Annotated in this window: 16 protein-coding genes; 3 read left to right on the top strand and 13 right to left on the bottom strand. The window is 64.1% G+C overall.

Annotated elements, in window-relative coordinates:
* Nucleotides 1-136: 136 nt before the first annotated feature.
* The 6 genes from qrcD to rfbC form a co-directional block, all read right to left on the bottom strand.
* Complete coding sequence (gene qrcD / locus BerOc1_RS16815; RefSeq protein WP_071546913.1) at nucleotides 137-1,363, bottom strand: menaquinone reductase integral membrane subunit QrcD; 1,227 nt, start codon at nucleotides 1,361-1,363, stop codon at nucleotides 137-139.
* An 11-nt stretch (nucleotides 1,364-1,374) separates the two neighbouring features.
* A complete protein-coding gene (qrcC, locus tag BerOc1_RS16810; RefSeq protein ID WP_071546912.1) occupies nucleotides 1,375-2,187 on the bottom strand; it encodes a menaquinone reductase iron-sulfur cluster-binding subunit QrcC in 813 nt (270 codons plus the stop codon).
* Between the two features lie 12 nt (nucleotides 2,188-2,199).
* The gene (qrcB, locus tag BerOc1_RS16805) at nucleotides 2,200-4,146 is read right to left on the bottom strand and encodes a menaquinone reductase molybdopterin-binding-like subunit QrcB (protein WP_071546911.1); all 1,947 of its coding nucleotides are present in this window, start codon (nucleotides 4,144-4,146) and stop codon (nucleotides 2,200-2,202) included.
* A gap of 13 nt (nucleotides 4,147-4,159) precedes the next feature.
* Nucleotides 4,160-4,909, bottom strand: a complete 750-nt coding sequence (locus BerOc1_RS16800; RefSeq protein ID WP_071546910.1) for a cytochrome c3 family protein — start codon at nucleotides 4,907-4,909, stop codon at nucleotides 4,160-4,162.
* Between the two features lie 170 nt (nucleotides 4,910-5,079).
* Nucleotides 5,080-6,510, bottom strand: coding sequence for a mannose-1-phosphate guanylyltransferase/mannose-6-phosphate isomerase (locus tag BerOc1_RS16795; protein WP_071546909.1), 1,431 nt, complete (start codon nucleotides 6,508-6,510; stop codon nucleotides 5,080-5,082).
* 4 nt (nucleotides 6,511-6,514) lie between these two features.
* Nucleotides 6,515-7,084 carry a dTDP-4-dehydrorhamnose 3,5-epimerase gene (rfbC, locus tag BerOc1_RS16790; protein ID WP_071546908.1) on the bottom strand — a complete coding sequence of 190 codons (570 nt, stop codon included), beginning with the start codon at nucleotides 7,082-7,084 and terminating at the stop codon, nucleotides 6,515-6,517.
* A gap of 191 nt (nucleotides 7,085-7,275) precedes the next feature.
* On the opposite strand from rfbC, the gene BerOc1_RS16785 reads away from it, so the two are divergent.
* Nucleotides 7,276-7,797: a CvpA family protein gene (locus BerOc1_RS16785; protein WP_071546907.1), complete on the top strand. Its 522-nt coding sequence runs from the start codon at nucleotides 7,276-7,278 to the stop codon at nucleotides 7,795-7,797.
* A 46-nt stretch (nucleotides 7,798-7,843) separates the two neighbouring features.
* Complete coding sequence (gene mazG / locus BerOc1_RS16780; RefSeq protein ID WP_071546906.1) at nucleotides 7,844-8,650, top strand: nucleoside triphosphate pyrophosphohydrolase; 807 nt, start codon at nucleotides 7,844-7,846, stop codon at nucleotides 8,648-8,650.
* Between the two features lie 174 nt (nucleotides 8,651-8,824).
* Here mazG and BerOc1_RS16775 read toward each other — a convergent pair whose 3' ends face one another.
* Entirely contained in the window at nucleotides 8,825-9,013 is a 189-nt protein-coding gene (locus tag BerOc1_RS16775) for a hypothetical protein (RefSeq protein ID WP_071546905.1), read from the bottom strand.
* A gap of 137 nt (nucleotides 9,014-9,150) precedes the next feature.
* On the opposite strand from BerOc1_RS16775, the gene BerOc1_RS16770 reads away from it, so the two are divergent.
* Nucleotides 9,151-9,435 (top strand): hypothetical protein, encoded by a 285-nt coding sequence (locus BerOc1_RS16770; RefSeq protein ID WP_084641662.1) that lies wholly within the window; start codon nucleotides 9,151-9,153, stop codon nucleotides 9,433-9,435.
* Nucleotides 9,436-9,838: 403 nt separating this feature from the next.
* Here BerOc1_RS16770 and BerOc1_RS16765 read toward each other — a convergent pair whose 3' ends face one another.
* Genes BerOc1_RS16765 through BerOc1_RS16740 form a run of 6 tightly spaced genes read right to left on the bottom strand, consistent with a single transcriptional unit; the run spans nucleotide 9,839 to nucleotide 17,514 of the window.
* Nucleotides 9,839-12,523 carry a molybdopterin-dependent oxidoreductase gene (locus BerOc1_RS16765; protein WP_071546904.1) on the bottom strand — a complete coding sequence of 895 codons (2,685 nt, stop codon included), beginning with the start codon at nucleotides 12,521-12,523 and terminating at the stop codon, nucleotides 9,839-9,841.
* Nucleotides 12,520-13,497: a radical SAM protein gene (locus BerOc1_RS16760; protein ID WP_071546903.1), complete on the bottom strand. Its 978-nt coding sequence runs from the start codon at nucleotides 13,495-13,497 to the stop codon at nucleotides 12,520-12,522. Before BerOc1_RS16760 ends, BerOc1_RS16765 begins: the two co-directional genes overlap by 4 nt.
* The gene (locus tag BerOc1_RS16755; protein ID WP_071546902.1) at nucleotides 13,494-14,615 is read right to left on the bottom strand and encodes an ABC transporter ATP-binding protein; all 1,122 of its coding nucleotides are present in this window, start codon (nucleotides 14,613-14,615) and stop codon (nucleotides 13,494-13,496) included. Before BerOc1_RS16755 ends, BerOc1_RS16760 begins: the two co-directional genes overlap by 4 nt.
* A complete protein-coding gene (locus BerOc1_RS16750; RefSeq protein ID WP_071546901.1) occupies nucleotides 14,615-15,727 on the bottom strand; it encodes an ABC transporter ATP-binding protein in 1,113 nt (370 codons plus the stop codon). Before BerOc1_RS16750 ends, BerOc1_RS16755 begins: the two co-directional genes overlap by 1 nt.
* Nucleotides 15,724-16,584 (bottom strand): carbohydrate ABC transporter permease, encoded by an 861-nt coding sequence (locus BerOc1_RS16745; protein ID WP_071546900.1) that lies wholly within the window; start codon nucleotides 16,582-16,584, stop codon nucleotides 15,724-15,726. Before BerOc1_RS16745 ends, BerOc1_RS16750 begins: the two co-directional genes overlap by 4 nt.
* Nucleotides 16,585-17,514 (bottom strand): carbohydrate ABC transporter permease, encoded by a 930-nt coding sequence (locus BerOc1_RS16740; protein ID WP_071547170.1) that lies wholly within the window; start codon nucleotides 17,512-17,514, stop codon nucleotides 16,585-16,587.
* Between the last annotated feature and the right edge of the window lie 38 nt (nucleotides 17,515-17,552).

Genomic DNA, 17,552 nt, shown 5'->3' with positions numbered 1-17,552 from the left:
CGGTCCATTGCACAATGAATACGCCCTTTTCCAACATCTAGCAAACAGCGGAAAATCCTCTGCCGCCGCTACATTGCGGGCATAAAAAAAGACCGCTCCGGAGAGCGGTCTCTTGTTGATGCGGGTGACGGCGGATCTAGTTCAGCTCGCGTTCCTGCGGGAACAGCGGCAGATAGCGGTACACCAGGGTCAGGACCAGGAAGCCGTAGGCCACGATCATGATCGAGGAGGCGTACTCCACCCAGTTGGGGGCGTAGACCTGCCAGGAGTCGAAGGGCATGGCCGGGAAGGCGATGGTCTGGACGGTGAAGATGTACCGGTTCACGGACACGCCGATGCAGTCCAGGATAGCCGCGGTGTACAGCAGGGCCGGACGGTTGCGCATGGACGGGGTGATCAGCATGATGGCCGGGACCACGCCGCACAGGACGATCTCGGTGTAGAGCAGCCACTTGCCGTAGACCCAGCCGTAGAACATCTCGTCAAAGGTCAGGCCCACGGAGGGCAGGTAGCCGGTGGCCCACGCCCAGGTGTCCAGGATCTTGAAGAACATGTACACGGTCAGCATGGTGCCGGCGATCTTGCCCATGAGGGCCTTGGTCTTGAAGTCCACGAGCTTCTTGCCGGTCAGCTTCTCCATGAAGGTGCAGACCAGGACGGTGAAGACCGGCCCGGAACCCACGGCGGAGAGGACGAACAGGAAGAAGGTCCACGGCCAGATGAAGAAGCCCTCGCGGAAGGCGAAGGGACGTCCGATCAGGACGCCGTACATGCCGCCCAGGGAACCCTGGTGGAAGGTGGACAGGAACGCGCCGAGACCGGCGAACAGCGCCATGTTCACGTGCATGTTGTGGGCTAAAGCGTGGATGAAGGGGATCTTGTTCAGCTGCTTCTGCTCCAGGACCAGCGGGACGAACTCGATGATCAGGACGGTGCAGTAGCAGGTGATGCAGAAGATAACTTCGGTCAGCATGGAGTGGACGTTCGGATGCCAGTAGCCGAACCACGCACGGCCGGGCTGCCCGATGTCGAGCGTCAGGACCAGCATGGCGCCGGAGTAGCAGATGAAGCCCACGACCACGGTCAGGTTGATGATCTTCTCAAGCTGTTTGATCTTGAGGATGTACTTGAGCAGACCGGTGAAGAACGCGCCGGCGCCCAGGGCGATCACGGCCAGGTCGAAGGTGATCCAGGCACCGAACCCGAAGTAGTTGTCCAGGCCGGTGGTGCCGATTCCGTTGTACAGGACGAGCACGGCTGCGTAGAGGCCCCACAGGAAGAAGGCCAGAATGACGGCTGTCCAGATCAGGAACTTGCCGAAAGAGCAGCGCTGCACCCCTTCCGGGAAGAGTTTGCTATCCATTGTTCAGCCTCCTAGTGGTGTCCGCCGGCTTCGGCGTTGTAGTTGTCGCCCTGCTTGCGGACCCATTCGCGCTCGGACATGTAGTAGACCTGCGGGTGCAGGCCCAGCTTCTCGAGCAGACGGAACGCGTGCGGGCTCTTGGAGAGCTCGTGCACCTTGTGCTCCGGATTGTTCAGGTCGCCGAAGGTGATCGCCTTGGTCGGACAGATGTCGGCGCAGGCGGTGGTATACGCGCCCTCGGGCAGGTTCATCGGATCCTCGCCGTCCATGCGGGCCTTGTCCTTGGCCTGCAGGTAGCGGGAGTGGCAGAAGCTGCACTTCTCGACCACGCCGCGCGGACGTACGGAGGTGGACGGGCTCAAGCCCTTGTCCATGCCTTCGGGCCAGAGGGGATCCCACCAGTTGAAGTACCGGGCGTGGTACGGGCAGGCGGCCATGCAGTATCTACATCCGATGCAGCGGGGGTAGATCTGGGAGACGATGCCGCCCTCCTCGTTCTTGTCCGTGGCCACGACCGGGCAGACGGGCACGCAGGCCGGACTGCCGCACTGCATGCAGGGACGCGGCAGGTAGGCGGTCTCGTGTTCCGGGAAGGCCTTGCCGTTGGACAGCTCGTAGACGTTCATCCAGGTCAGGGTCCTGAGCTTGTTGGACGCGTCGTCGCGCGGCTTGGTCAGGGCCTGAACATAATTATAGGGGTCGCTCTTGGTCATGGGAGCGATATTGTTCTCCACCTGGCAGCCGACCATGCAGGCGCCGCACCCGGTGCATTTGTCAATATCAATGACCATGCCCCATCTGATTTTGAATTCTTTCGTTTGCATTGACGGTTCCCCCTAGATTTTGGCGACGTTCACAGTGGAACCGGCCCATGTGGAGGCGCCGGCGGCAGCCTCCGAACTCACCGTGAGGATCTTGTAGACATTATCGCCCTTGCCCTTCGAGAACTCGTCGCCCACGGTGTGGCCCAGCCCCAGGGGAGCGGCCACGACGCCGGGCATGACGCCTTCGAAGATCTGCACCAGGGCTTCGCAATCACCCTTCCCGCCGGACAGCTTGACCTTGGACCCGACGGACACGCCAAGCTGCTTGGCGGTGGCCGAACCCATCATCACGACCATGTGGTCGCCGACCAGCTGGTTGTTGCTGATGGTGCACGGCGCGTTGGGCGTGGTGGCCTGGTTGGCGGTGCCGACATTGAGCAGGGTGTAGGGAGCCAGTCCCACGGCGCCGGTGCCCTTGACGGGAACCGCGGCCTTGCCCAGCACGTTGGCGGCAAGGGATGCCGCCGCCGGGGTCTCACCCTCGGCCACGAAGGCCTCGCCGCCCTGCAGGGCTTCCATATCCGCGCCGACGGCCTCGGCCTTGGCCCCGAGGACCTCTTCGAAGGACTCGAATCCGAGGTCGGCCAGGCCGAGAATGAAGGTGGCCGCGGAAATCGCGTCCACGGACGGTTTGCAGACCGGCGCACCCAGGGAGTAGGTTGCCGCGGCCAGGCCGTAGGGGCTGGCCAGGTCGTCGAACCGCTCGTAGGGATGCAGGCTCGGCAAAACCAGATTGGCGGTCGCCGTGGTTTCGGTCTGGACCACGTCGAAGGCCACGGTGAAGCCGGCCTTGACCTTTTCGGGCAGGGCGTAGGCGGGGTTGGCCTCGTAGATGAACAGCAGGTCGGTGTCCACGCCCTCCAGGATGTCCGCCTTGAGCATCTCGGAGCGGCTCATGGCGGAGGGGATGGCCTTGCCGAACTCGGGCAGGGCCTTCATGGCGCCGCCGAGCAGCAAGTTCAGCGCGAACGCCGCGCCGTGGGCCGCGACCGGACCGGCGGGAACGACCACCGGATTGGAGGCGGTCAGCAGCTGTTTGGCCAGGTCGGCCATCCGGTCGGCCTTGACGCCGGTGGCGGCCTCGACCTTGGCCGGGCTGTATTCGCTCATGACCATGGCCTTGAACTGGCCGAAGTCGGCCGTGTCCACGGTCTTTCCGGCCTGCAGGACATAGTAGGCGATGCCCAGGGTGAAGGCGGCCATGCCCTCGGCCGGGACCGGGACCCACAGGGAAGTCACGGAAGCGGTCTTGGTCTGCATGGGACCGGCGAAGATGAACTTGCCGGACTCGTTGGCCGCGAACGACTTGAGGTTGGCGACCGTCGGGCCCCAGGATTCCAGGGCGTCGGCCCCGGCCAGCAGGACCAGGTCGGCCCCCTCCAGGTCGTAGCCGACCTGACCGGAACCGCCCATCAGGCCGGTCCAGGCCTTGTCGGCCGCCTGCATGTCGCAGGGCATCATGTAAAAGGCGTCGCTGCCCTTGTCGGCCAGCAGCGCGGAGAAGACCTCGTTGGCCGTGCCCGTCTGGTCGCCGGAAATGACCGCGACCTTTGAACCGGCGGCCGCCAGCTTTTCGGCCACGACCTCCTGGGCCTTCTCCCAGGTGATCTCCTGGCCGTCCAGCATGGGGGCCTTGATCCGGTTGGGGCTGTTCTTGACCTGGACGCCGTTGGCGCACAGGGGGCAGATGCCGCCGCCCGAGATCGGGTTGTCCTCGTTGCCCATGGTTCCAAAGGGCTCGCCGGCAACGGTCCGGACCTTCACGGCGCAACCGGACTCGCACATCTTGGACACGGTGGGCTTGGCCTCGACCGCCCCGTATTTCAACTTGGGGATCCAGGGCCAGTTCTGCGTCCAGATGGAAACATCATCAAGGGCTTTCCAGACCGTCGGAGTAAAAAGAATACCGACGGTGGCGCCCGCACCCAACTGAATAAAAGTTCTGCGTGCTACGCTCATTCTCAGTACCCCTTTACTTGTGACAGGTGTAGCAGGCGTTGGGCTGGCCCTTGAGGGCGTGACACCGTTCGCACTTCCACATCTTCATGGTGGTCTTGCTGTACCCGGACAGGATGTTGCGCTCCAAGGCCGGCGGGACATCGTTCGCCTGGATGTCCTTCGGATGGCAGAGGTTGCAGTTCTGCTCGGGGGCCTCGCCCTCGAAGACCGAGGGATCGACCACGTCGGACAGCTCCTTCTTCAGGCTCGCCAGTTCCTCTATGGAGAGGCTCATGTGCGAGGCGTGCGAGAAGTAGACGTTGTCCGGCTGGTACTGGTAATTCAGCCAGGGAACTTCCTTGCCCTGGATCAGATACTTGACCACGTACTCGCGTTCGGCCTGCATCTTGTCGTCATCCGAGGAAGCCAGATTGTCCTCAATGGCGCCGATCCCGGCCTTCATGATGGCGTCGTAGTCGGTCGGGTCGATGCCTTCCTCGACGATGGCCGCCTGGGCCTCCTCGGGATCGACCGCGTGACATTCGGCGCAGACTTCGTTGGTCGGGAAACCGGCATAGGTGCCGTCATCCCGGAAATAGTGACAGCTTTCGCAGTCCATCCCCTGTCCTTCCACGTGCACGGCGTGGCTGAACCAGACGGGTTGTTCCTCCTTGTCGAAGAACAAACCGGGGATGACAGCCCACCCCAAGACGCAGAAAGCCAGGAAGCCGATGATGAAGGGGAACACCCCTCCACACCGTTTTGATGCTTTTCTTTCCTCCATAACCTCGCCCCATCACTCTAAAGTTAATGTGAAAATCACACCAATTGAACTACGTTTCCATAAGGCACCAATCGTTTTGGTGTCAAGACAATATGAAAATTTTCACGATCTCTCGAATGGGTAAAATCACTGACATTTCAACTGATAACCCGCAACAATTAGCCGAAATCCTATTTCCGCACCCGGCCGTAGACATCGTCGAACCGGACGATGTCGTCCTCCTCCAGATACGGCCCGCTCTGTATCTCGATGATGTTCAGCGGGACCTTGCCCGGATTGGCCAGGCGGTGCTGTGAGGCCTTGGGGATGTCCACGGACTGGTTTTCCACCAGAATGCGCGGCTCGTTGTCGACCTCCACCTCGGCCGTGCCGTCCACCACCACCCAGTGCTCGCTGCGGTGATGGTGCATTTGGGAGCTCAGGCGCGCGCCGGGAGTGACCTGGATGCGCTTGATCTTGTACTGCGGTCCCTCCTCCAGCACCGTGTAGTTGCCCCACGGGCGGTAAACGGTGGTGTGGCTCTCCACCAATTGGCTGCCCTGGGCCTTGAGGGCCGCGACCACGTCGCGCACGGTCTGCACGCGGTCCTTGGGACAGGCCAGGGTGGCGTCCCGGGTCTGGACCATGATCGTATCCTTGAGCCCGGACACGGCCAGCTTGCCGCCCTCGCTGATGAGCAGGCAGTTCGCGCAGTTCATGGCCAGGACGTCGCCCCGGACCACGTTGCCGTCCGCATCCTTGTCGCCCAGCCGGTACATGGCCTCCCAGCTGCCCAGGTCGTCCCATTCGAACCCGGCCTTGACCACCGCGATGTTGTCGATCTTCTCGACCACGCCGTAGTCCACCGAAATGTCCGGGATATCCCGGTAGCCCTGGACCAGCGGGGCCTCGTCGCGCCCCATCCACCAGTTCCAGAGGACCGGCTCGCAGCGGGCCACCTGGGTCAGGAAATGCTTGGCCGAGAACAGGAACATGCCGCTGTTCCATAGGTGGGTGCCCTCGCGAAGAAACCGGTCCGCGGTCAGGAAATCGGGTTTCTCCACGAACCCCCGCACCGCAAAGGCGTTCTCCCCGAGGTCCTCGCCCAGCGCGATGTACCCGTAGCCGGTCTCGGGCTTGTCCGGGCGCACGCCGAAGGTCACGAACCGCTTCTGGGCGGCCAGCTCCGTTGCGCGCGCCAGGTCGCGGGCCCAGGCTCCGCCGTCACTGACGAGGTGGTCGGACGGAAACACGGCGGCCAGCGCCTTGGGATTGGCCTCCACCACCCTGTCCAGGCCGAGCATGATGGCCGGCAGGGTGTTGCGGCCCAGCGGCTCGGCCAGAACCTGCCCTTCCAGAACCTTGTCCAGGACGGCCACCTGTTTGCGCACCTCGAAGACGTGCTCCTCGTTGGTCACCACCCAGACGTGGTCGGGCGGAAATACCTCGAGCACGCGGGCCACGGTCTGCTGCAACAGGGTGGACGTGCCGCCCAGGACCAGCAGTTGCTTGGGCAGCAGGTTTCGAGAGAGCGGCCACAGGCGGGTGCCGGACCCGCCCGCCAGGATGATGGCGTGGCAGTCTCCGGCGAACGGGGGTACGACCGGATCGGTTGGGCTCATGCGCTCAGTCCTCGAAGGTAAAGGGGGATTCAAAACCGGCCAGCCGGGGCTGCCGCCGGTCCTTTTCCGAAAGGATCGGCTCCCGCCCCTGCAGGGCCGGCCGCCAGTCCATGCCGATATCCGGGTCGTCCCAGGCGAGGCCGCCCTCGTGGCCCGGCGAATACGGCGCGTCCACCTTGTACTGGAACTCCGTGTCCGGCATGATGGTCACGTACGCATGGCCGAACCCCTTGGGAATGAACATGCGCTTGAAGTTGGCGGCGCTGAGGATGACGTGCTCGGCCTGCCCGTAGGTGGGCGACCCCCTGCGCAGGTCCACGACCACGTCCAGGACCGCGCCCCGCGTCACCCAGACCAGCTTGGCCTGGGCCACGGGCGGCACCTGGAAATGAAAACCGCGCAGCACGCCGACGTCCCTGGAATAGGCGTGATTGTCCTGGACGAACCCGCAGTCGATGCCGATCTCCCGGAAATGTTCGGCGTTGTAGCTTTCCAGGAAAAAGCCCCGTTCATCCTGAAATACCTTGGGAACCAGGACAAACAGACCGGGGAATTCCGTCTCATGGACCTGCATTCACGACTCCTTGAAAAAAAGACAGGCGACTGGTGTTCATGTAGCCGAGTTCAGCAAGAGACACAACCCCGGTCAGGAATTCGCCATACCGGCTATTACAAAAATATACCTCGAATCCGGTTCACATTTCGGGCTCAGTTTGCTAGGGCTCTGTGAGGAAGTTCACCTCAGCCGACTATGGGTGCATTTATATGAATTTTCTGGATATCATTCTCATCTGCATCGTCGCCCTCTTCATCCTGCGCGGATTCTTCCGCGGCCTGGTGCAGGAAGTCCTGTCGCTCATTGCCGTGGTCCTGGCCATTTTCCTGGCCTCCCACTTCGACGAAGCCCTGGCCCCGCACCTCAAAATGTACATTTCCAGCGACATCACGGTCAGCGCCCTGTCCTATTCGCTGATCTTCATCGGCACCCTGGTGGTCGTCTGGGCGGTGACCAAGCTGATCCGCAGTGTGCTGGAGATATCCCTGCTCGGCTGGATCGACCGCTCCCTGGGCGGCCTCTTCGGCCTGCTCGAAGGCGTGCTCATCTGCCTGGTGGGACTGATGTTCCTCCAAACCTTCGCTCCCAAGTCCGACATCCTCGCGGAGTCATACATCGCCCCCAGGGCGCAGCACATGGTGGACAAGATGGGCGAATTCGTCGACCTGCCCGAGGCCCTGGACTCGGCCAAGAACGCGCTGGGCATCCGTGAGAAGGACAGCGCCGAATAATCCCCGTTTTCACAACCCGCTTTCCCTTTCCCGAAGGAGATTCGCCATGAGCGAAACGAAACACGACGCCCCGGCCCTGGCCATGCGCGAGCTGCTCGATGTCATCGACGCCCTGATCGCGCCGGACGGCTGCCCCTGGGATCAGGAACAGACCCCGCTGAGCCTGTGCGACTACCTGGCCGAGGAGGCCTTCGAGCTGATCGAGGGCATCCGCTCGGGCGACGCCCGCGAGGCCATGGAGGAGTTGGGCGACGTCATGTTCATCCTCCTGTTCATGGCCACCCTATATGAGCGCGACGGCTCACACACCCTGGCCGACTCCATCAACTACAGCGCGGCCAAGATGATCCGCCGCCACCCGCACGTGTTCGGGGACAAGCACTTCGACAACATCACAGAGCTGTGGGACAACTGGGAAAAAACCAAGCGCGAGGAAAACAAGGGCACCGGCCGCAAACGGGTCTTCGACTCCCTGCCCTCGGGGTTGCCGCCCATGCTCAAGGCGTACCGCATCAATTCCAAGGCCGCCCGCAACGGGTTCACCTGGGAATCGGACCGGGACGTGGAGGCCCATCTCAAGACGGAATGGAAAGAATGGCAGGAGGCCATGGCCGCAGGCCACGCCGAGAACTCGGAGCGGGAATTCGGCGACTACCTCTTCACCCTGGTGGAGCTGGGCAGGCGCAAGGGCATCAAGGCCAATGCGGCGCTCGACTTCGCCAACCAGAAATTCCTGACCCGGTTCGCCAAGATGGAGGAACTGGCCGAGATGCGCGGCATTGAGCTGACCGATCTGGGGTTGGACGAGATGAATGGCCTGTGGGACGAGGTCAAGGACTGGGAAAAGGCCTAGCTGAGCAGATACTCGAGAAGCTGGAACAGGGCGCTGCCCGCGCCGATGGCCGCGCACGTCAGCACTCACGGCACGCAGCGCGACCGGAGCCTTCAGATGGCCGGACCGGCCACCACGCCCGCCGCTAACACAACCAGCATCAACGTCTTATCCGCCGCATCCCTCCGGGCCGCATCATGGCCAGCCCGTCCTGCCGGTGCCGAACAGCACGTTGAGGATGTAGTACGTGGCGAACAGTGTCCCGGCCAAGGTGATCCAGACATAGAGCCGGGGCAGCACGGGCCGCTGCCAGCGGTGCAGCACCACGCCGATGACGGCGGTGATCGCCAAGGCGACTATGAGCCAGATATAATCGATGTTCATGGGCCTTCCCCCACTCTTTCCATACACCCATTTGTATTCATTGGCTATATTTTTTCCGCCTTTCCTCTAAAGATATGCGGGAAAATGCCGAAAAGGCGGATAGGCGTTATTTCCGCCCTGACGGCAGGAGGGTGCTTATGACCATGGCAATCGGCGGCTTCGGGAGCTACTCGCCGTTCGATCAGCAGACGTTCGGTGCGGCCGTGGTTTCCGAGACCCTGGACTACATGAACGACAGCGGCCCGAGCCTCGCGCCGGTGGACAAGGTTTCCGCCGAAGCGTCGCTCGTATCAAAAACCCTGGATTACATGAACCCCGGGACCTCGACGGCCGACAAGGCCGGCCTGGCCCAAAGCTACAACTTCCAGACCGATGTCCTCGGCCCCTACGCCAAGGGCTCGGTCATCAACACCATCATCTGACGGCTCGGAGATAACGCCTCGACAAAAAAGCCCCGCCCTCCCCTCACCGGGAGGCGGGGCTTCTTTTTTGCGGGGAAGTGAATGCCTCCGGCGGAGGCCTCGCCGGCCAGGCGTCTCCGACGGCTTAAGAACCTCTTCCAAGAGGTTCTTAAGAATCTCCAGAACTTTTTGTCGCCGCTTCGCGGAACCGTGCGGACGCGACAGGATGAGCCTCTTTCCACAACGTCATGCCGATCTTAGCCACCCGGCTGGCATGCGGCACAGTTAAACTCAACCCACCCCCCACGCGTATGCGTCTACAAAAAGTTTAGGAAGGGAGAGGGGATGGGGGGTTCGGGGGAAGGGGAGAGGGAAACCCTTTTCTCAAAGGGTTTCCCTCTCCCCTTCCCCGTTCCTCAATCGGCTACTTGAGCCGCAGCCAGTTTTTGGCCACGTTGCGGCAGAAGTCGGCGGACTGCTGGATGAGCAGAGGAAACCGGCTGCGGGTGTCTGCGAAGAATTCGTCGGTGAACTGGGAGCGGTATTGGGCGTAGGTGTCGATATCGCCGCGCTGGAACTCGTCGAACCATTCGTCGGCGGTCAGGGAATCCATTTCCAGATGGAACTGGAACCCGTAGGACGCCTTGCCGACCTTGAAGCACTGGTTGGCGCAGGAGTCTCCACGCACAAGCAGTTCGGCTCCTTCGGGCAGATCGAAGGAGTCCTCATGGAACTCCATGAGCGGCGGTACCGGCCCGGCCTGGCCCAGGACCGGGTCCTGTTCGCCCGCCCCGGTCAGGGCGTGGCGGACAAAGCCGAACTCCAGTTCGGGCAGAGTCCAGACCGCGCCCCCGTGGGCCCGCGCCAAAAGCTGGCAGCCGAGACAGATGCCCGCCACCGGCTTGCCCGTCCTGTCGAACTCGCGCATGAGCCGCATCAATGCCGGGAAATGGGGCGAGGCCTGGTCGTCGAAGGCGTGCTGCGGGCCGCCCAGGACCACAAGACGGTCATAGCCGTCGGCGTTCTCCGGGATCGGATCCCCTTGCGTAGGCAGGATCGCGGTCAACAGGCAGCCCTGCCGGGCCAGTTCCTTGGTGAAGTTGCCGCCGGGCGACTGGGAGGAATTTTGAACCACCAGAACCCTGGAGCCGATGATCCCGTCCTGCGGGCACGGCTCCACCGTGACCCTCGTCTCGTAGAATGGAGTGCCCTGGCCGACGATGGACGGGATGTCCCTGGTCAGGAGGTTGAACCCGTGGCCCGCCTTGTTCCATCCGCCGCGCTCGGTGATGAGCACGTCGCTGCGCATGGCCTCGTCCACCTTGAGCAGGGCCATGAGCCTGCCGTAGGGGCTGCGCACGACCACGTGGCCGCCGTCGAGCACCCCCCCCCTGTGGGCCTCGGCCGTGTTCAGGACGACCGTGGGCAGGGCGTCGTGTTCGGCCAGGGTGCGCTCGGAGCAGATGTAGCCGTGGGGCGCGATGGTCAGGAGCTTGTAGGGATATTCCGGGTCCTCACGCTGGAGCGCGGCCGGGTCGAACTCGGTCATGAACCGGAACCTGCCGGACTCGGTGGGGAACACGCCGTCCGCATAAGGCACCATGGGCGCTTCCAGGCGGAACGGGCCCTTGCGCACGCTCTCGAGGTCCGTGCCCTGGTCCCAGAGCGGCGTGCAGATGATCCGCAGCCAGTCGTCCGCAGACCGCTGGTACTGCAGGGCGAACGGGAACCGCGCGGCCAACTCCTGGAACATCTGGAATTCGGATTTGGTCTCGCCCACCGGCTCAATGGCCCGATTGACCGGACCCACGAAGTTGTGGCCGTAGCTTGCCATGAGGTCGTCTTCCTCAAGAAAGGTGGTGGCGGGCAGAAATATGTCGGCCAACTCGGCGGTGTCGTCCATGAAATGGCCGGAATAGACGACCATCTCGGCCTTGTTGAACCCCTGGAGGATCCTGTCCGCGTTGGGGGCCATGCACACCGGGTTGCCCGCCGTGACCACGATCATGCGGATCTCCGGGTCGCGGGCGCTCAGGATTTCCTCGCCCACCCTGGGGATGAGCAGGGTCCGGTGATCCGGGTGCAGATGGTCGCCCCACCAGGCCTGGTCGTAGGGGCCGTATTCCTCGAACCCCTGGCTGACCCCGCCGCCGGAGACCCCGAGGATGCCCGCGATGCCGCCCAGGGCGTCGATGGGCCGGATGGCGTAGTGGGCGTACTCGTGGCGGTGCAGCCCCCAGCCGAGCAGGATGGAGGTCGGGAACTGATTCATGAGCGTGTCGGCCAACAGTTCGGCGTCCGTGACCGGAACCCCGGCCAGGGCGCAGAGTTCGGGCACGGAAAAGGAATCCAGGATCGCCTTGTATTCGGCCCAGCCCTCGGCCCGGTTCTCGATGAAATCGCGGTCCTCGGCCCCGGCCTCGAGGATGAGCTTGGCCGCGGCCATGGCCAGGCAACCGTCGCGCCCGGGCTTGGGCCGCACATGGTGGGTGGCGATGTTCACGGACATGCTGCGCGCCGGGTCGATGACCACCACGCGGCCGCCGCGCTTCTTTATGTCCTTGGCGATCTTGACCAGGGAGATGTTGGTGGAGACCGGGTTGCGCGCCCACAGGATCATGGATTTTGAGTTGAAGTGATCCAGCGGGTCGTGGGACACGCGCTCGCCGAAATCGAGGTTCTGGGCACCCTGCCCCGCCCCGCCGCACAAGGAGCCGCGCATGGTCGTGGCCCCGCCGAGCAGGTTGAAGAAATACTTGTTCAGGAGCTTCAACGCCGTGCGCTCGCCGTACCCCTGATAGTACAGGACCGCCTCGGGGCCGGACTCGGCCACCACGGACTTGAGCTTGTCGGCCACCAGATCCAGGACCTCGTCCCAGGTCGCCCGCCGCCACCGCCCGTCCACCTTGCGCAGGGGATGGGTGATCCGCTCGGCGCTGTACACGCGCTTGATGTACTTGGCGGTCTTGTGGCAGGCCACGCCGCCGGTCAGGGGATGGGCCGGGTCGCCCGAGAGCTTGACCAGCCGCCCGTCCTCGACCGTGGCTATGAGCCCGCAGGAGTTGGGACAGTCGCGGGTGCAGGTGGTGACGATTTTACGTTGGCTCATTCTTCTTCCTTGGCTCCGTCGTCGGAGTCCGGTTCGCGACAGATCGGGCTTGATGCGCGGCGCAGGGCCATGCACCCGCCCTGGCAGCGGCGCATGAAGTCCCTGCACTCCAGGCAGTCGGTGGACACGTTGGCCTTGCGGATGGGCCGCACCCGCTCGGCGAAATGCCACATGACCGCGTCCTGGCTGGGGAAGGCGGTCACGTCCGGCACCGAGATGTCCCGCATGGGCAGGCAATAGGACGCGGACAGGTCCGGGTGCACGTCGATGGACGGATGGCAGACCCCGGAGAACTTCATGGACACCCGCTCGAGGTAGTTCCGATCCTCGATCCTGAGGTCGCACAATCGGACGCTGCAATCAAGCCCGGTGCGCACGCCCCGCTCCTCGCACGCCTTCACGAAACGGACGATGTGCGAGATGATCCGCCGGGTGTCGTCGTTGGTGAAATGGTCGTTGCCCGCCGAGATGGATGGCCGGGAGATGTCGTAGCGCACGGACTGGACCCCGTATCGGGCGCAGGCCTCGAGCAGGTAGTCGTATTCGCAGTATTGGCTGGAGAAGTTCTTCGAAAAGGTCAGCCGGGCTCCGGAGGCCGCGATGCGCCTCAGGTTCGCGGCCAGCAGCTCGGCCTGCCCATCAGTGTACAAGGACGGCTCATTGCAGTTGACCACGAAGTTGGAGACCACCGGCGTGAGCCGGTCCGCCAGCTCCGTGGGGAACAATCCATTGGTGAACAGCACCGGCGAGATGCCCGCCTCGGCCGTGCGCTCGATCATGTACGCGAGCAGCGGGTGCAGGGTCGGCTCGCCGCCGATGAAGGCCGCGGCCGGGAGCTGTGCCCGCTCCATCCATTCCAGGAGCCGGTCGAAATCGGCCTCGGTCAGGTCCTCGGGATACTCGGCGTGCAGCTCCCTGGCGAAGCAGTAGGAGCAGGCGAGGTTGCACCGGTAGGTGACGAAGATGTTGATCATGCCCGCAGCCGCAATCCTGTCCCGAGATCGAAGGCGACCATGCGCTCGTCGCGCACCGGAGTCACGCCGATGGGCTCGCGCAGGGCCAGGCCGGGCACGTCGCGGCTGTCGATGAGCACGCGGAACTCGGCGTCCTTGACCCGCACCGTGGCAACGGACTTGGGCCCGAGCGGCTCGATGTCCACCAGTTCGCCGACGGCCGGAGCGTCCTCCGGCGAGGTCAGAACCAGATTCTCCGGGCGGATGCCCAGCTCAAACCCGGCGCCCTTGCCCTTGAGCGGACCGGCCAGATGGGCGGGCGCGGGCAGGGACACCCCGGCCGCCGCGATGCGGACCGAGCCCGTGGCCTCGTCAAAGACGCCCTCGAACAGGTTGATTTGGGGCGCGCCCACGAAACAGGCGGTCTCGCGGTCGGCGGGCAGGTCGTAGACCGTCTGGGGCGCGTCCACCTGGACCACCCTGCCCCGGCTGAGCATGATGACCGTGTCGGCGATGGCCATGGCCTCGTGGTAGTCGGGCGTGGCCATCAGGAAGGTGTACCCCTGCTCGCGCTGCATGCGCCGCAGTTCGGCGCGCAGTTCGATGCGCAGCTTGGCGTCCAGGCTGGACAGGGGCTCGTCGAGCAGGAAGAGCTGGGGCGTGCGGATGAGCGCCCTCCCCAGGGCCACGCGCTGCTTCTCGCCGCCGGACATGGTCTTGGGCAGCCGCCCGAGCACGTGGGTGATCTGCAACGTCTTGGCGATGGCTTCCACGCGCTCCTTGATCCCGGCCTCCGGCTCCTTGCGGATGACCAGGGGCGAGGCGATGTTGTCAAAACCGCTCTTGTTCGGATAGAGCGCCAGGTTGTCGAAGATCATGGCCACGTTGCGGTCGCGCGGTTCCCACTGGCCCACGTCGGCGCCGCCCAGGAGCACGCTCCCCTCTTCCGGCGTTTCGAGCCCGGCGATGATGCGCAGGGCCGTGGTCTTGCCCGCCCCGGCCGGTCCGAGGATGACGGTAAGGGAGGCTTCGGGCACGGTGAAGTCCACCCCGCTCAGGGCCTGGTTGTCCCGAAACCGCTTGGAAACGGACTTCAGGTGCAGAACGGGGGTCTGTCCCCCGGTGTTGGCGGTCGTCATCAGTAAACCCTCCCGGCCACGGCGATCTCCTCGCGGCGGTTGCTGTCCCCGCCGAAAAAGACCAGGGAGTCGAAGTCGATGTCCAATCCCACGGGATCGCCCGCGCGCAGGGAATCCGAGGGCGGCGCGACCAGGGTCAGCGCCTCGTTGCCCGTTTCCACGGTAACGACCATCTCCGGGCCGCGCGGCTCCACGTTGCGGACCCGGCCGGTGATGGCGGGCGCGGACGAACCCGAGAGGCTCAGGGCCTCGGGCCGCACGCCCATGGTGTAGAATCCGGCGGGAGCCGGGCCGTCCCCGCTCTCGCCCATGGCCAGGGAGAAGCCGTCCTTGCGGAACCGGACGGCCCCGCCCTCGATCGCGAACCTGCCACGCAGCAGGTTCATGGGCGGCGAGCCCAGAAACCCGGCCACGAAGGTATGGTCCGGCCGGGCGAAGATGGTCGAGGTCTCCTCCACCTGAAGGATATGGCCCGCGTTCATGACCGCGATGCGGTCGGCGAGCGACAGCGCCTCCACTTGGTCGTGGGTCACGTAAATGATGGTCAGGCCGATCTCGCTCTGGAGCCGTCTGAGCTCGCGGCGCATGGCCAGCCTCGCCTCGGCCTCCAGGTTGGACAAGGGCTCGTCCAGGAGCAGTATCTCCGGTTTGGTCACCAGGGTGCGGCCGATGGCCACGCGCTGGAGTTCCGAGCCGCCCAGTTCGCGCACGCCGACGTCGAGCTTGTCCTTCATGCCGAGCAGTTCGGCCACGCCCTCCACGGCCCGGTTGATCTCGAGCACGTACTTGCCGCGCACCTCCAGGCCGAAGGCCAGGTTCTTGCGCACGGTCATGTGGGTGAAGACCGCGTAGTCCTGGAAGACCAGGCCCACGTTGCGATTGCCCGCCGGGGTGTTGACCACGGTGGCCCCGTCGATCTGGATGTCGCCGCCGGTGGGCTGCTCCAGGCCGACGATCATGTTCAGGGTGGTGGACTTGCCGCAGCCGGATGAGCCCAGCAGGGCCACGGTCTCCCCGGCCTCCACGGCCAGGTCGATGTCGTCCACGGCGACGACGTTGCCGTCGGAATATTCCTTGCGCAGCTGCACCAGTTCCAATTTGGGTCTGCTCATTGCTTGATCGCTCCGAATGTCATGCCACGGGCGAGGTGGCCTTGGATGAGATAGCCGACGATGACCAGGGGAATCATGGCCAGCACGGCCAGGGCGGCCTGCACGCCGTACAGGGTCCCGGCCGTGGCCGTGACGTACTTGGCGAGCTGGACCGGGATGGTCGAGATGTTCGAGTAGGACAGGACCAGGGCGAACATGAACTCCGACCAGTTGAGGATGAAGATGAACATGGTCGTGGCGAACAGCCCGCCCCGGATCAACGGGATGGTCACGGTCAGGTGCGCGGCCAGCTTGCCGCGCCCGTCGATCATGGCCGCCTCCTCGATCTCGCGCGGCAGGTCGTCCACGAAAGACTTGAGCATCCAGGTGGAGAACGGCAGCGTGACCGCCACGTAGATGGCGATGAGCCCGGTGTAGCTGTCGATGAGCCCGATGTTCGAGAAGATGATCACGAACGGCACGGCGATGGCCGCGGGCGGGAACATTCGCCCGGACAGGATTATCAGCGGCGTGGACTTGGAGTTGTTCCCGTAGCGCGAGATGCCGATGGCCGAGAAGAGCCCGATGATCACGGACAGTGTCGTGGAGACGACGGTCGCGAGCAGCGAGCCGAAGACCGCCTTGGTGGCGGGCTGGCTCACGCCGCCCACGCCGTACTTGCCCAGCGCCTCGGGGTCGAACAGGGTCTGGAAGTTGACGAAGGTCGGCTCGGACGGGATCCAGATGGCCGGGGAGGCGTTCCAGTCCGTGGGCGGCTTGATGGCCGTCATCAGGATCCAGAAGACCGGGAACAGGACCACGACCAGGGACACGGCCATGATCACGGTCTGCACGGGGGTGAGTTTCTTGTCTTGCATTTACTTGTCGCCCTCCAGGAGCTGATTGCGCACCGGGGCGAGCAGCATGTGGACCAGCAGGAGCGATCCCACCAGGACCAGGAAGGCCGCGGCCGCGCCGTAGGCGAGCTGGAAATCGTTGAAGGCCAGCTTGTAGATGTACAGGCTGATGGTCTCGGTGGAGGAGCCGGGGCCGCCCCGCGTGAGCATGTAGACCTCGTCGAAGAGCTTGATGACCTCCATGGCCCGGATGACGAAGGCCACGATGATGACCGGCTTGAGCGTGGGCATGACCACCCGCCAAAAAACCTGGCGGGGGTTGGCCCCGAGGATGACGGCCGCGCGCACAGGGTTCTCGGGCACGGAGTTGAGCCCTGAGAGCAGGATCAGGAAGAAGAGCGGCGTCCAGTGCCAGACCTCGGTGGCGATGACCGCGACGATCGCGGGCCCGGCCGAGCGGAACCAGTCCAGGGTGGCCTGGGCCCCGAAGGCGAATTCGAGCATCTGGTTGATGGGCCCGTTGGACTGGAAGAGCATCCAGAAGATGTAGCCGACCACCACGGGCAGGATCATCATCGGCGTGAGAAAGGCCGAGAACAGGACCGATTTACCCCGGAAGCGGCGCATGAAGAGCACGGCCAGCCCCAGCCCGAAGGTAAACTCCAGGCACAGGCAGATGCCGGAGATGAGCAGGGTGCGGATGACCGCATAGATGAACCGGGTGTCCCAGATGAGCAGTTCCGAATAGTTGTCGAAGGCCACGAAGGAGGCGTCGAACAGGGAGCCTCGCGTGGGGGACCAGTCCGTGAAGCTCATGTACAATGCCACCAGGAGCGGCATGACGAGGACCAGGAGGGAGACCACCTGCCCCGGCACCGTAAAGATGCGGGCGATGGCCTTGTTGCCGAGTCCCTTGCGGTTTGACGAAGTGCCGATAGCTGTCTGTGTCACGTTCTCCACCCCGCCGGTCCGAGGGCTGCCCTCGGACC

This window comes from Pseudodesulfovibrio hydrargyri, assembly GCF_001874525.1.
In the GTDB taxonomy this organism is placed as follows: Bacteria; Desulfobacterota; Desulfovibrionia; order Desulfovibrionales; family Desulfovibrionaceae; genus Pseudodesulfovibrio; species Pseudodesulfovibrio hydrargyri.
This window is presented reverse-complemented; position numbering and strand designations above follow the sequence as displayed.

What these genes read in the sequence shown, in the direction of transcription:
- BerOc1_RS16745 (WP_071546900.1), bottom strand. Translation starts at nt 16,584, where the DNA reads ATGCAAGACAAGAAACTCACCCCCGTGCAGACCGTGATCATGGCCGTG.
- BerOc1_RS16750 (WP_071546901.1), bottom strand. Translation starts at nt 15,727, where the DNA reads ATGAGCAGACCCAAATTGGAACTGGTGCAGCTGCGCAAGGAATATTCC.
- BerOc1_RS16755 (WP_071546902.1), bottom strand. Translation starts at nt 14,615, where the DNA reads ATGACGACCGCCAACACCGGGGGACAGACCCCCGTTCTGCACCTGAAG.
- BerOc1_RS16785 (WP_071546907.1), top strand. Translation starts at nt 7,276, where the DNA reads ATGAATTTTCTGGATATCATTCTCATCTGCATCGTCGCCCTCTTCATC.
- BerOc1_RS16795 (WP_071546909.1), bottom strand. Translation starts at nt 6,510, where the DNA reads ATGAGCCCAACCGATCCGGTCGTACCCCCGTTCGCCGGAGACTGCCAC.
- BerOc1_RS16775 (WP_071546905.1), bottom strand. Translation starts at nt 9,013, where the DNA reads ATGAACATCGATTATATCTGGCTCATAGTCGCCTTGGCGATCACCGCC.
- mazG (WP_071546906.1), top strand. Translation starts at nt 7,844, where the DNA reads ATGAGCGAAACGAAACACGACGCCCCGGCCCTGGCCATGCGCGAGCTG.
- rfbC (WP_071546908.1), bottom strand. Translation starts at nt 7,084, where the DNA reads ATGCAGGTCCATGAGACGGAATTCCCCGGTCTGTTTGTCCTGGTTCCC.
- BerOc1_RS16760 (WP_071546903.1), bottom strand. Translation starts at nt 13,497, where the DNA reads ATGATCAACATCTTCGTCACCTACCGGTGCAACCTCGCCTGCTCCTAC.
- qrcD (WP_071546913.1), bottom strand. Translation starts at nt 1,363, where the DNA reads ATGGATAGCAAACTCTTCCCGGAAGGGGTGCAGCGCTGCTCTTTCGGC.
- qrcB (WP_071546911.1), bottom strand. Translation starts at nt 4,146, where the DNA reads ATGAGCGTAGCACGCAGAACTTTTATTCAGTTGGGTGCGGGCGCCACC.
- BerOc1_RS16800 (WP_071546910.1), bottom strand. Translation starts at nt 4,909, where the DNA reads ATGGAGGAAAGAAAAGCATCAAAACGGTGTGGAGGGGTGTTCCCCTTC.
- BerOc1_RS16770 (WP_084641662.1), top strand. Translation starts at nt 9,151, where the DNA reads ATGACCATGGCAATCGGCGGCTTCGGGAGCTACTCGCCGTTCGATCAG.
- qrcC (WP_071546912.1), bottom strand. Translation starts at nt 2,187, where the DNA reads ATGCAAACGAAAGAATTCAAAATCAGATGGGGCATGGTCATTGATATT.
- BerOc1_RS16765 (WP_071546904.1), bottom strand. Translation starts at nt 12,523, where the DNA reads ATGAGCCAACGTAAAATCGTCACCACCTGCACCCGCGACTGTCCCAAC.